Origin of the sequence: Streptococcus parasanguinis, from assembly GCF_964238605.1 — a bacterium.
GTDB classification, from domain to species: Bacteria; Bacillota; Bacilli; order Lactobacillales; family Streptococcaceae; genus Streptococcus; species Streptococcus parasanguinis_AJ.
On the sequence record NZ_CAXSMM010000002.1, the window covers coordinates 25,104 to 37,359 of the forward strand.

Annotated in this window: 11 protein-coding genes and 1 pseudogene; 9 read left to right on the forward strand and 3 right to left on the reverse strand. The window is 41.7% G+C overall.

All coding sequences use genetic code 11. The features are described 5' to 3' along the window. The first annotated feature begins 205 nt into the window (after window positions 1-205). Entirely contained in the window at window positions 206-2,173 is a 1,968-nt protein-coding gene (locus ACESR9_RS02140; RefSeq protein WP_373105314.1) for a peptide ABC transporter substrate-binding protein, read from the forward strand. Window positions 2,174-2,364: 191 nt separating this feature from the next. Here ACESR9_RS02140 and ACESR9_RS02145 read toward each other — a convergent pair. Further along, window positions 2,365-2,457: pseudogene (locus ACESR9_RS02145) on the reverse strand (bleomycin resistance protein); the annotation flags it as partial. Window positions 2,458-2,564: 107 nt separating this feature from the next. Here ACESR9_RS02145 and ACESR9_RS02150 point away from each other — a divergent pair. Continuing rightward, window positions 2,565-3,218, forward strand: a complete 654-nt coding sequence (locus ACESR9_RS02150; protein WP_223325333.1) for a hypothetical protein — start codon at window positions 2,565-2,567, stop codon at window positions 3,216-3,218. Window positions 3,219-3,302: 84 nt separating this feature from the next. Here ACESR9_RS02150 and ACESR9_RS02155 read toward each other — a convergent pair whose 3' ends face one another. Both ACESR9_RS02155 and ACESR9_RS02160 read right to left on the reverse strand, forming a co-directional pair. Continuing rightward, complete coding sequence (locus ACESR9_RS02155; protein WP_021152848.1) at window positions 3,303-3,689, reverse strand: bleomycin resistance protein; 387 nt, start codon at window positions 3,687-3,689, stop codon at window positions 3,303-3,305. Between the two features lie 11 nt (window positions 3,690-3,700). Then, entirely contained in the window at window positions 3,701-4,528 is an 828-nt protein-coding gene (locus ACESR9_RS02160; RefSeq protein WP_155125152.1) for an exodeoxyribonuclease III, read from the reverse strand. Between the two features lie 135 nt (window positions 4,529-4,663). Between ACESR9_RS02160 and ACESR9_RS02165 the strand changes: the two genes are divergently transcribed. The 7 genes from ACESR9_RS02165 to ACESR9_RS02195 all read left to right on the forward strand — a co-directional run bounded on the left by ACESR9_RS02165 (window position 4,664) and on the right by ACESR9_RS02195 (window position 12,245). Next, a complete protein-coding gene (locus ACESR9_RS02165) occupies window positions 4,664-5,116 on the forward strand; it encodes a DUF3290 family protein (protein ID WP_023917599.1) in 453 nt (150 codons plus the stop codon). Next, a complete protein-coding gene (locus ACESR9_RS02170) occupies window positions 5,113-5,745 on the forward strand; it encodes a DUF421 domain-containing protein (RefSeq protein WP_134974714.1) in 633 nt (210 codons plus the stop codon). Before ACESR9_RS02165 ends, ACESR9_RS02170 begins: the two co-directional genes overlap by 4 nt. 422 nt (window positions 5,746-6,167) lie before the next feature. Continuing rightward, window positions 6,168-8,219, forward strand: coding sequence for a penicillin-binding protein PBP2B (gene pbp2b, locus ACESR9_RS02175; protein WP_298617465.1), 2,052 nt, complete (start codon window positions 6,168-6,170; stop codon window positions 8,217-8,219). Window positions 8,220-8,229: 10 nt separating this feature from the next. Beyond that, window positions 8,230-8,826: a recombination mediator RecR gene (gene recR, locus ACESR9_RS02180; protein ID WP_021152853.1), complete on the forward strand. Its 597-nt coding sequence runs from the start codon at window positions 8,230-8,232 to the stop codon at window positions 8,824-8,826. A gap of 76 nt (window positions 8,827-8,902) precedes the next feature. Beyond that, on the forward strand, window positions 8,903-9,949 hold the full coding sequence (locus ACESR9_RS02185) for a D-alanine--D-alanine ligase (RefSeq protein ID WP_371494705.1): 1,047 nt from the start codon (window positions 8,903-8,905) through the stop codon (window positions 9,947-9,949). A 324-nt stretch (window positions 9,950-10,273) separates the two neighbouring features. Then, window positions 10,274-11,644 carry a UDP-N-acetylmuramoyl-tripeptide--D-alanyl-D-alanine ligase gene (locus ACESR9_RS02190; protein ID WP_254727863.1) on the forward strand — a complete coding sequence of 457 codons (1,371 nt, stop codon included), beginning with the start codon at window positions 10,274-10,276 and terminating at the stop codon, window positions 11,642-11,644. Further along, a complete protein-coding gene (locus ACESR9_RS02195; protein ID WP_003015213.1) occupies window positions 11,634-12,245 on the forward strand; it encodes an NUDIX hydrolase in 612 nt (203 codons plus the stop codon). The genes ACESR9_RS02190 and ACESR9_RS02195 overlap by 11 nt, the downstream gene beginning before the upstream one ends. Window positions 12,246-12,256 lie beyond the last annotated feature (11 nt).

A 12,256-nucleotide genomic window follows, 5' to 3' on the forward strand; every position in this document is an offset into this window, starting at 1 on the left:
AAAAGGATTGAAAGGTGATATCTTTGTTGGATCTGGTGGTAGGTGCCTAGATTCGCCTATCCGGCTTCTTTGAGATCGATTTCAAGATGCTTTTTCTTTATATCTTATTATATTCATTCAGAAAAAACGAACTTTTTTAAAATAAATTTGGTTTTTTTTAAGAAATAGTGTATAATGGTAGAAAATCTAACATAAGGAGATAGTGATGAAAGCAAAAAAACTGTTAGCTCTTGCAGGAGTTTCTGTTGCAGGTGCCTTTCTTTTAGCAGCATGTGGCGGTGGTAGTAGCAATCAAGCAACCTACTCATTCGTCTATTCAGCAGATCCAAATACCTTGGATTACATCGCTGCAACTCGTACAACGACTTCAGATGTCACAAGTAACCTTGTGGATGGTCTTCTTGAAAACGACCGATACGGAAACTTTGTGCCAAGTCTAGCAGAAGATTGGACTGTCTCTGAAGATGGATTAACCTATACTTACAAACTTCGTAAGGATGCCAAATGGTATACGAGTGAAGGGGAAGAATATGGTGCTGTAACGGCTCAAGACTTTGTTACAGGGATCAAACACGCGGTTGAGTCTAAATCAGAAGGTCTCTTCTTGATTCAAAATTCGATCAAAGGTTTGGATGCCTACGTAAAAGGGGAAACCAAAGACTTTAACACCGTTGGAGTCAAAGCCTTAGACGACCACACCATCCAATATACTTTGGTTCGTCCAGAAAGCTTCTGGAACTCAAAAACAACCTCAGGTGTTCTTTTCCCAGTCAATGCGGATTTCTTGAAATCTCAAGGGAAAGATTTTGGTTCTTTGAAACCTAGCAGCATCTTATACAATGGTCCATATTACTTGAAATCTTTGACTTCGAAATCTGAGATTGAATTGGTCAAGAACAAAGACTATTACGATGCGAAAAATGTTCATATCGACAATGTCAAATTGACCTTTAATGATGGATCAAACCCAGATTCTATCATTAAGAACTTTGAAAAAGGTCAATATTCCTTTGCATCTGTTATGCCAAACAGCTCGACTTATAAGAGTGTCAAGAAAAACTTTGGCGACAACATTGTCTACGGTTTGCAATTGGGAACATCCTACTATCTTGGATTCAACTTGGACCGTCAAAAGTATGACCATACAGCCAAAACAACGGATGAACAAAAAGCTTCTACCAAGAAAGCAATCTTGAGCAAGGACTTCCGTCAAGCAGTGAACTTTGCCTTTGACCGCAAATCTTATGCGGCACAAGTATCTGGATCTGATGCGGCTGAAAATACCCTTCGTAGCACCTTGGTACCACCAACTTATGTCCAAGTCAATGGAGAAGATTTTGGTAAGGTCGTTGAAAAACAATTGGTTACCTATGGGGATCAATGGAAGGGTGTGAGCCTGGCCGATGGTCAAACTAGCCTTTACAACCCAGAAAAAGCCAAAGCTTCATTTGCGAAAGCCAAAGCTGAATTGCAAAAACAAGGCGTTCAATTCCCAATTCATTTGGACTACATTGTCAGCCAAGTGGACAACAGCATGGTCCAACAAGCTAGCTCCTTCAAACAATCTGTAGAGTCAGCGCTTGGTGCAGACAATGTCGTTGTAGACCTTCAAAAGGTTTCGGATGATGATTTCCAAAATATCACCTACTTCAGCGATACTGCTGCTGCGAGAGATTACGATATCTCAGGCGGTGGTTGGGCTCCTGACTACCAAGACCCATCGACTTACCTCGAAAGTATCAGCCCAGTAAATGGTTCTGTCTTCTACTATCTTGGTATTGATGCAGGTTCAAATAATCCAGCCATTGCAACAGTTGGTTTGGATCAATACGCTAACATGTTGAAAGACGCCGATGCTGAATTGTTGGATCAAGCTAAACGCTATGAAAAATATGCAGCAGCGCAAGCATGGTTGACAGATAGCTCGATTACGCTTCCAACTGTTTCAAATGGTGGTGCTCCAATGCTTCAACGGACCGTACCATACAGCCGTGCTGCTTCATGGGTTGGTACAAAAGGAACAGGAACCTTCTACAAATACCTTGAAATGTCCAAAGATGTTGTCACCACAAAAGACTTTAACAAGGCCAAAGAAGAATGGTTGAAGAAAAAAGCAGAATCCAATAAAAAAGCTCAAGAAGATCTCAAAGATCACATTGAGAAGAAAAAATAAAAAAATCAATCATTGGTCTATCAATGAAGATAAAAAAGTCGGAGCCGTCATGTAAGGGCTCCGGTTTTTTTATGTCTCGAAAGTCAGTCTGTCTCATTCTTTAAGATGAAAGATAAATAAATCACCCGCTATTGAACTGTACTCACAAAAATATATTTTTGGGTATGGCTCATAGACGGGTGATGATCATTCTATTCACTAAATCTTAAAAAATAGCCATCTGGATCTAAAACTGCAAATTCATGAGGATAGATATACTGTTCACCAACACGAAATTTTCTTTTGTTATACCCTATGCTTTTTAGTGAAGGCGTTTCCTGTTTTAATTTAAATAAACTATAAAAAATGATATAATACATGTGAGTCAACCACTTTAAGGAGAACAATCCTGATGAAAAACAAAATAATATTAAGCTCTGTAACGCTTCTATCTGCATTTATACTAGCAGCATGCGGAAATAGAGAAAAGAAAACAAACGAAACTACAGCAGCACCAACAACTGAAGTCACTAAAGAAACTACGGATGCACCAACGACAACAACTCAAACAACAACTCCTGGGTCTTCTTCTGGGGCAAAAGAAATATCCCTTGCAGATACTCAACGTATCGGAAATGAAAAATATGGTTATATCAATATCCCTAAAGATTGGGTCGTACGCACTACTCGAAGTAGCAAAGCGCTCGAATATTTATCACCAGACAAAAACAATGCGTTAATAATGGATTCAAACACTAAAGATACTGTTAAACTTGGCCCCAACGAAACCTTTGACGCAGAGTTACTTGCGAACCGTTTATATAGCTCATTCGGAAAACACAAAAATCGAACTAGTATAGAAGGTGTAAAAGCTATATTTGCTGGTGGGGACGCTTTCTTAATAAAAGTAACAGTTAAAGATGGGAGTACTTTATACGTATGGGTATTCCAAAAAGGAGATAAAGTATACACAATCATAATCCAAGGTTCAGAAGATATGATTAAATCCTTAAGACCTGTTCTCGAGCAATCTTGGGGCCTAGATCCGAATACTCCGGGGAAATAATCCTTAAAAAACTAAAAGAGACTAATCAATGTGATTAGTCTCTTTCTTTTTTTGTTTCTTTTTCTACTCTAGTGATCTATTTTCTTATTCACTAAATCTTAAAAAATAGCCATCTGGATCCAGAATTGCAAATTCATGAGGATAGATATAATGGTCGTCAACACGAAATTTTCTTTTAATTAATGGGCGATGAATAGGATAGTTGGCTTCTAACAATTTCTGATAGAGCCTAGGGACATCCTCTATACCAAAGGAGATGTTAATTCCTTGGCCAAATGGGTAGGTTAGTTCAGCTAATTCTTCAACTGTCCCCTCCTCTAGCATGAGCTGGCAATCTTCAAGAGACAGGAAGAGAAATTTTTCTTCTGGGCGCTCGTATTCGATGGTGAAACCGAGCAAATCACAGTAGAAGGAACGGGACTGTTCTATATTCGAAACCATAAACTCGGGAATTACTGCATTGTAGTTCATAAAGAAAATCCTTATAATTCAATTTCCAAGACAATCGGTGTGTGGTCTTGGCGTGCGCCTGAGTCAATCATGTCTGATTTAGTAACCTTATCTGCAATGCGGTTTGAGGTTAACCAATAGTCGATTCTCCAGCCTGTATTGTTGATTTTTGAAGTCTTGCTACGTTGTGCCCACCAAGTGTAGCGTTCTGGGACATCACCATGGACATGGCGGAAGGTATCTGTAAATCCTTTGGCCAAAAGATTTGTAAATCCTTCGCGTTCTTCGTCTGTGAATCCTGGCGAACGGCGGTTACTGGCTGGGTTAGCAAGGTCGATTTCCTTGTGGGCAACGTTGTAGTCACCGGTTGCAAGGACAGGTTTTTCCTTGTCTAATTCAGCCAAATATTCAGCATATTTGACATCCCATACTTGACGTTCTTCTAAACGTTTGAGACCATCACCAGCGTTAGGTGTGTATACCTGAGTAACGAAAAATTTATCAAATTCCAAGGTAATGATCCGACCTTCCAAGTCCATGGTCGAAGGGGCTCCGATCTCTGGGAAAGTCACAACGGGTGTGAGCTCTTTTTTATAGAGGAACATGGTTCCAGCGTAGCCTTTACGAGCCGGTTCTTGAGAAGAGCGCCAGGTGTTTTCGTAGCCAGGGAAGAGCTCCTCAAGGATTTCGAGGTGTTTTTTAGTAGGACCTTTGGCGGATAACTTGGTTTCTTGAATGGCAATGATATCCGCATCCTCAGCAACCAAGGTTTGGAGGACTTCTTGAGAGAGTTTGGCGCGTGCTGAATCACTAGTTAATGCAGCATTAAGCGAGTCGATATTCCATGAAATGAGTTTCATTGTATTTCCTTTTCTTGACATGATAGATAACTTTATTATAACAAAAAATATATTTTTTTCTGATTAGAATGCCTTGAATTCTCTCCTGAAATACATTATAATAGCTTGAATTCATTTGGAGAAAGGGAGTTCATTATGAAATTTTACTCTTATGATTATGTATTGAGTCAGATCAGTCAGCAAAATTGGGTGACCATTGGGATCTCTGGTTTGCTCATTCTACTGACTGGTTTTTTTGCGGTGAAAGCCTATCGGGATAAGCAAGATAGCAAATTCCGTGAATTATCCATTATCTCGATTTTGACTCTGGTTGCAGTGGTCTTGATCGGCATCAGCAGTTTCCAAAATAGCCAAAGTAATAATGACCAATTTCAACGGTCTCTGCATTTTATTGAGGTCATCTCAAAGGAGTTGGATGTCAAAAAAGAAGACGTCTATGTCAATACTTCAGCAGCCACAGATGGGGCGATCCTGAAGGTTGGAGAGGTTTATTACCGAGCTATCGCAGGATCTGACCCAGATAGCTACCTATTAGAAAAGATGGATCTGTATAAAACAGACGTGGAACTTGTGGAGGTGAACAAATGATAGTAAATTTTTTAAACATCTTGATTAAATTAGCTTTGGGCTTGATTTCCTTGGTATTTGTCATCAATGTGACCGGGAAAGGAAACTTAGCACCAAATTCTGCAGTAGACCAGATACAGAACTTTGTTCTTGGGGGAATTATTGGTGGGGTCATCTACAATAGCTCCATTACCATTCTTCAGTACATTGTGATTCTCTTGATGTGGACCATTTTGATCTTGCTCTTAAAATGGCTCAATACCAATGTTCGTTTTATGAAGCACTTGATTGATGGAAAACCAACTGTCATCATTAAAAATGGGAAACTGGATCCGGAAGCTTGTCGTTCCAAAGGACTTTCTGCTTCAGATGTTGCTTTAAAACTACGTGGACAAGGGATTTTTCAATTAAAAGATGTGAAGCGCGCCGTTATTGAACAAAATGGTCAATTGATTATTGTCCGTGCGGGGGATGAAAATCCTAAATATCCGATCATTACGGATGGAGTGGTTCAGCTTGAAATTTTGGAAACAATTGGAAAAAGCGAAGAGTGGTTGCTGGCTGAATTGGAAAAAGAAGGCTATGACAATGTTTTGGATATTTTCATTGCCGAGTATGACAAAGGAAAAATCAATGTTGTGACTTATTAGAAGAAGAGATTGGGCGAGCCTGTCCAATCTCAAATTGAATACAAAATAGTCTTAAAAACTTTCCTTAGGTGAGTACGGACGTCAGCGAACTTCTACGAAGTTCCATGACTTAGTTTTGAACCTAAAGTTTCAAAACTCCCGAGTTCCTGAAACAATTGTGTTTCAGGAACTTTTCTCACGGCGGAAAGTTTCGACATATGCTTGAATAAGCCTAAAAATTAAAAATCAATATTTTTTTCAACCACCTTACCTAGGGTTGTACATGTAAAAAAGTTTGTGTTAATTTCAAGATTGGACGAGCCTGTCCAATCTTTTTTCTTTATAAAATTCCAGGAAAGGGCTCTTCCTTTTCTTGAGATACTCTTGGAAAAATAGTAAAATGGAAGGTAAGTGTTCATTAGAAAAGAAGGATAGAAAATTTCATGAAGAAGAAAATACGGAAGTTTGAGAATCATTCGATTACACGCAGACTCTACCTGCTGTTTAGTTTGATTTGCCTTCTTTTTTTGGTGCTGATTGCCCGACTTGGCTATATGCAGATCACTCACCAAGCCTACTATACGGATAAATTGGCAAAAGCTACGAAAAAGACGGTCAAACAAGGGAGTGTGCGAGGGCAAATCTATGATGCTTCTGGTAAGCCCTTGGTAGAAAATGTGGGAAAACAGGTCCTGACTTTTACACGTGATCGTAAAATGACGGCCCAAGAAATGCGAGAGACAGCGGGGAAACTCTTACAGTATGTCGATGTAGAAAATCCTCAAGTAACCGAACGGCAAGAAGTGGATTACTATCTAGCCAATACCAAAGTCTACCAAGAGGTCGTGGAACACCTGCCTGAGAAAAAGAAATTTGATACCGATGGCAACCGCCTGCCGGAAGCCAAGATTTATCAAGCGGCAGTGGATAGTATCGACCCTTCAAAACTCGGCTATACAGATGATGAGAAAAAGATTATTTATCTCTATAGCCAGATGAATGCGGTAGAGAATTTTGCGACGGGGATTATTTCGACGCAAGCACTAGGAGCTGAACAGATTGCGACCATCGCTGCGGACAGTCAGGACCTTCCGGGAATTGCCATCACGACTAGCTGGGACCGCAAGGTTTTGGACACTCCTTTAGCTTCTATTATTGGAAACGTATCGACCGAGCAGGCGGGGCTTCCAGCAGAAGAGGTTGAGGACTATGTCAAAAAAGGTTATGCTCTCAATGACCGGGTTGGTACCTCTTATTTGGAGAAAGAATACGAAAACGTCCTTCAAGGCAAACGCAGTGAAAAAGAAATTCTCCTAGATAAAAATGGCAACATGGAGAAAGTGGTCGACGTTTCAAAAGGGGCCAAAGGAGAAAACCTCAAGCTCTCGATTGATTTGGATTTCCAAAAAGGAGTGGAAGATATCCTTCGCTCCGCCTTTAGCGCAGAGTTGCAAGCTGGAAATGCGACCTACTCTGAAGGTGTTTATGCCGTAGCTCTGGAGCCCGATACAGGGAAGGTCCTTGCCATGGCAGGGATTAAACACCAGGCTGGTAGTCAAGATCTATCAGCAGATGCGTTGGGAACAGTGACCAACGTCTTCGTTCCAGGATCTGTGGTCAAAGGAGCAACCTTGACTTCTGGATGGGAAAATGGAGCCATTTCTGGGAATCAGGTTCTGACCGATCAGCCGATTGTTTTTGCAGGATCCGCTCCTATCAATTCTTGGTTTACCCAATACGGTAGTCGTTCCATCAATGCGGTAGAAGCTTTGGAATACTCTTCTAATACCTATATGGTCCAAATTGCCCTTAAGATGATGGGGCAGCCTTACACTCCAAACATGACCTTACAAGTGGATCAGGTTGAACCTGCTATGAAAAAACTGCGCTCTACTTTTGCGGAATATGGTCTTGGAACGTCAACGGGGATTGACCTTCCCAATGAATCGACCGGTTTTATTCCAAAAGACTATACAGTCGGTAATTATTTGACCAATGCCTTTGGTCAGTTTGATAACTATACACCGATGCAATTGGCCCAGTATGCGGCAACCGTTGCAAATGATGGGAAGCGGGTGAGTCCTCATATCGTCGAAGGCATCTATGACAATAATGATCAAGGTGGCCTCGGTCAGTTGAAAAAAGCGATCGAAGCCAAGGAGCTCAATCAAGTCCATATCTCAGCGGAGGACATGGCTTTGATCAAGCAAGGGTTTTACCAAGTGGCCAATGGTACGAGTGGGTTGACGACAGGAAAAACCGTTGGTCGTGGAGCCAGTGTGCCCATCAGTGCAAAGACCGGTACGGCCGAAACCACAGTCGATGGAGGCAAACAAGCCATTAATACCAATGTGGTGGCTTATGCACCGTCAAACAATCCAAAGATTGCGGTAGCGGTGGTCTTTCCACATAATACCAATCTACAAGCGACAGTCAGTCATTCCATTACGCGTGACATTATTAACTTATACAATCAGAAACACCCCATGAATTAGAAAGGAAACTATGCTTTATCCAGCACCTATTGCAAAATTAATTGACAGCTATTCGAAGTTGCCAGGAATTGGGATCAAAACAGCGACTCGTCTGGCTTTTTACACCATTGGCATGTCAGATGATGATGTGAATGAATTTGCCAAGAACTTACTGAATGCCAAGCGTGAGCTAGGGTATTGCAGTATTTGTGGCAATTTAACCGATGAAGAAACCTGCGAGATTTGTCGAGATGAAACGCGGGATCCATCCCTCATTCTTGTTGTAGAAGATAGCCGGGATGTCTCTGCTATGGAAAATATCCAGGAATACCACGGTCGCTATCATGTCTTGCATGGCTTGATCTCACCCATGAATGGCGTGGGACCCGATGATATCAATCTCAAGAGTTTGCTCAGTCGCTTGATGGATGGAACAGTTACTGAGGTCATTGTTGCGACCAATGCGACGGCAGACGGGGAAGCGACATCTATGTATATCTCACGCGTCCTCAAACCTGCAGGCATCAAAGTGACCCGTTTGGCACGGGGTCTAGCAGTTGGAGCCGATATCGAGTATGCGGACGAAGTGACCTTGCTTCGCGCGATCGAAAATCGAACAGAATTATAAGAGAAGTTCTTTCGAAAGGGCTATCATTGTGGTATACTATCAAGTAAGAAATCAAGGGAACAATTAGGGAGAAACTATGAGTAAACAAGACTTAATCCTGTTATATGGTGGACGTAGTGCAGAACGTGAAGTATCTGTTCTTTCAGCAGAAAGCGTGATGCGTGCGATTGATTACCAAGCATTTTCGGTTCAAACCTACTTTATTACGCAGTCAGGAGACTTCATCCAGACGCAAGCTTTTGAAGAGAAGCCAGAGGATGATGAGAAATTGATGACCAACGATACAGTGGACTGGTCTAAAAAAGTCGCACCATCAGCGATTTACAAGGAAGGAGCAGTAGTCTTTCCAGTGCTTCATGGACCAATGGGAGAAGATGGTTCCATTCAAGGCTTCTTAGAAGTCTTGAAGATGCCTTATGTCGGCTGTGGTATCCTGGCTTCTAGTGTTGCGATGGACAAGATCACGACCAAACGGGTCTTGGAGTCTGCAGGAATTCCACAAGTTCCTTATGTAGCTGTAGTGGAAGGCGATGACGTGGATGAGAAAATTGCTGCAATTGAAGCCAATCTCTCTTACCCTGTCTTTACCAAACCATCCAATATGGGCTCTAGTGTTGGGATTTCAAAATCTGAAAACCAAACAGAGCTTCGGGCTGCTCTTGAATTAGCCTTTAAATACGATAGCCGTGTTTTGGTAGAACAAGGGGTTAATGCGCGTGAGATCGAAGTTGGACTGCTTGGAAACTATGATGTGAAGAGCACCTTGCCAGGTGAAGTTGTGAAAGATGTGGCCTTCTATGATTATGATGCCAAATACATCGACAACAAAATTACCATGGCGATTCCGGCTCAATTGGACCCTGAGGTTGTGAAAATCATGCGGACCAACGCAGAAAAAGCCTTTCGTGCGATTGGTGGTCTGGGCTTGGCGCGTTGTGATTTCTTCTATACCGATAAAGGAGAGATCTTCTTAAACGAACTCAATACCATGCCAGGATTTACCCAATGGTCTATGTATCCCTTGCTTTGGGACAATATGGGACTTAACTATACAGATTTGATCACCAAGTTAGTAGAGCTTGGAAAAGAAGTCTTCCAAAAACACGAAGCGCATTTGTTGTAAGAAAAGAGAGAGTGGGAAAGAAATCGGCAATTCGTTAGAATTCGATTTCGTCGTCCCACCTCCGCACAGTTGAGTAGGGCATCTTTGGAACTTGAAAAGCGAACAACTACTTAGGAAACTTGCTTAGCAAGTCCTATCTACCACCTCAAAGCAGTGCTTTGAGCACTCAACCACTGCGTCTTGCTCGACAATCCAAAAACAATCAAGAGGCTAGGACTTCTGTCCCAGCCACTTTTTTTGTGGTCTAGAATATGGTATAATGAGAAGAATTTGATAGGAGCGTCCAAATCTTTGAGGACGTTACGGAGAACTGAGGAGTTGGATATGAATCTCACATTACATGAAGTTGCTCATCTAGTACATGCAAAAAATGATATCAGCCAATTTGAAGATGTGGCCCTCGTCAAGCCGGAATTTGACAGCCGTTTGATTGGGCCTGGAGACCTGTTTGTTCCTTTAAAGGGAGCGCGTGATGGTCATGACTTTATTGAGACTGCTTTTGAAAATGGAGCCGTAGCCACTTTTTCAGAGAAAGTGATCGAAGGCCACCCTTATATTTTGGTGGAAGATGTGCTGAGCGCTTTTCAAACACTAGCTGCAGCCTATCTTCAAAAGACAAAAGTAGATGTTTTTGCAGTAACGGGGTCAAATGGTAAAACCACCACAAAAGATATGTTGGCACAGCTTTTGTCCACCACCTACCTGACCTATAAAACACAAGGAAACTATAATAACGAAATTGGTCTTCCTTATACGGTTTTGCATATGCCAGAAGGGACAGACAAACTGGTCCTTGAAATGGGGCAAGACCATCTAGGAGATATCCATCTCTTGTCAGAACTGGCGCATCCAAAAGCTGCTATTGTCACCTTGATTGGGGAAGCCCATTTGGAATTCTTTAAAGATCGAAGTGAGATCGCAAAAGGAAAACTCCAGATTGCGGATGGCATGCCAGAAGGTGGTCTTCTGGTAGTTCCAGCTGATCCGATCGTCAATACTTACCTTCCTGAAAATCAAACAGTGGTCCGCTTTGGTCCAGACGAGGAGATTTTTATTACCGAGTTAATCGAGCGAAAGGATAGCTTAACTTTCCGAGCTAATTTCTTAGAAGAAGCGATTGATCTTCCGGTAACAGGAAAATACAATGCGACCAATGCTATGATCGCAGCTTATGTTGCCCTGCAAGAAGGAGTGAGTGAGGCTGCGATTCGTGATAGTTTTGAAACCTTGCAATTAACGCGCAACCGGACAGAATGGAAGAAGGCCAGTAACGGAGCGGATATCCTATCCGATGTCTACAATGCCAATCCAACGGCTATGCGCTTAATCTTAGAAACTTTCTCTACCATTCCTGCTAATCCAAATGGTCGAAAATTAGCCGTCCTGGCAGATATGAAAGAACTAGGGAAGCAATCTATTGATCTGCACAACCAAATGATTCTCAGCCTCTCGCCAGATGTCTTGGATACGGTTATTTTCTACGGCCAAGACATTGCGGGATTGGCTCAGTTAGCGAGTCAGATGTTCCCACTCGGACATGTCTATTATTTCAAGAAAACAGCTGAGGAAGACCAGTTTGAGGACATGGTCAAACAAGTCAAGGAAAGCTTGAAAGGGCAAGACCAAATCCTTATCAAGGGAAGCAATTCCATGAATTTGGCAAAATTGGTAGAGGAATTGGAGAATGGTAAGTAATAATGTACTGAAGGATATTCAGCGCTTGATTTCAATCACCAATACAGGCTTAGCGTTCTCAAAAGATCCATTTGATCAAGAGCGCTACCAGGATATTCGTGAAATTTTACAGGATCTTGTGAGAGAAACGACTGATCTGAATTCACAAGAATTATCGGATTTGTTTCGACCGACAAACTATTATGACACCCCCTTAATTGATGTTAGGGCTTGGATTGTCAAAGATAGAAAACTTTGTCTGGTGAAAGGTCAGGGAGAAGAGACCTGGGCTTTGCCGGGTGGTTTTGGTGAGGTTGGCTATTCTCCTAAAGAAAATATTTTAAAGGAAATCCAGGAAGAAACGGGCTATGTAGCACGTGTCAATCGCTTGTTGGCAGTATTTGATACCAATCGCTACCAATTGCAAAGCCGCCAATATGTGAAATTGGTATTTGAATGTGAATTGCTGGATGGAAGTTTTCAACAGAATCAGGAAATTTCCGATCTTGCATTTTTTGAGAGAGAGAAAATGCCTGCTCTTTCTACCAAGCGCAATACAGAAGAACAATTGAATTTCCTTTGGGAGGTTTATGATGGGAAACGAGATTTGTATTGTGATTAAAAATGATCTAT

Coding starts and splice junctions, on each gene's coding strand:
- ACESR9_RS02140 (WP_373105314.1), top strand. CDS start 206: ATGAAAGCAAAAAAACTGTTAGCTCTTGCAGGAGTTTCTGTTGCAGGT.
- ACESR9_RS02150 (WP_223325333.1), top strand. CDS start 2,565: ATGAAAAACAAAATAATATTAAGCTCTGTAACGCTTCTATCTGCATTT.
- ACESR9_RS02155 (WP_021152848.1), bottom strand. CDS start 3,689: ATGAACTACAATGCAGTAATTCCCGAGTTTATGGTTTCGAATATAGAA.
- ACESR9_RS02160 (WP_155125152.1), bottom strand. CDS start 4,528: ATGAAACTCATTTCATGGAATATCGACTCGCTTAATGCTGCATTAACT.
- ACESR9_RS02165 (WP_023917599.1), top strand. CDS start 4,664: ATGAAATTTTACTCTTATGATTATGTATTGAGTCAGATCAGTCAGCAA.
- ACESR9_RS02170 (WP_134974714.1), top strand. CDS start 5,113: ATGATAGTAAATTTTTTAAACATCTTGATTAAATTAGCTTTGGGCTTG.
- pbp2b (WP_298617465.1), top strand. CDS start 6,168: ATGAAGAAGAAAATACGGAAGTTTGAGAATCATTCGATTACACGCAGA.
- recR (WP_021152853.1), top strand. CDS start 8,230: ATGCTTTATCCAGCACCTATTGCAAAATTAATTGACAGCTATTCGAAG.
- ACESR9_RS02185 (WP_371494705.1), top strand. CDS start 8,903: ATGAGTAAACAAGACTTAATCCTGTTATATGGTGGACGTAGTGCAGAA.
- ACESR9_RS02190 (WP_254727863.1), top strand. CDS start 10,274: ATGAATCTCACATTACATGAAGTTGCTCATCTAGTACATGCAAAAAAT.
- ACESR9_RS02195 (WP_003015213.1), top strand. CDS start 11,634: ATGGTAAGTAATAATGTACTGAAGGATATTCAGCGCTTGATTTCAATC.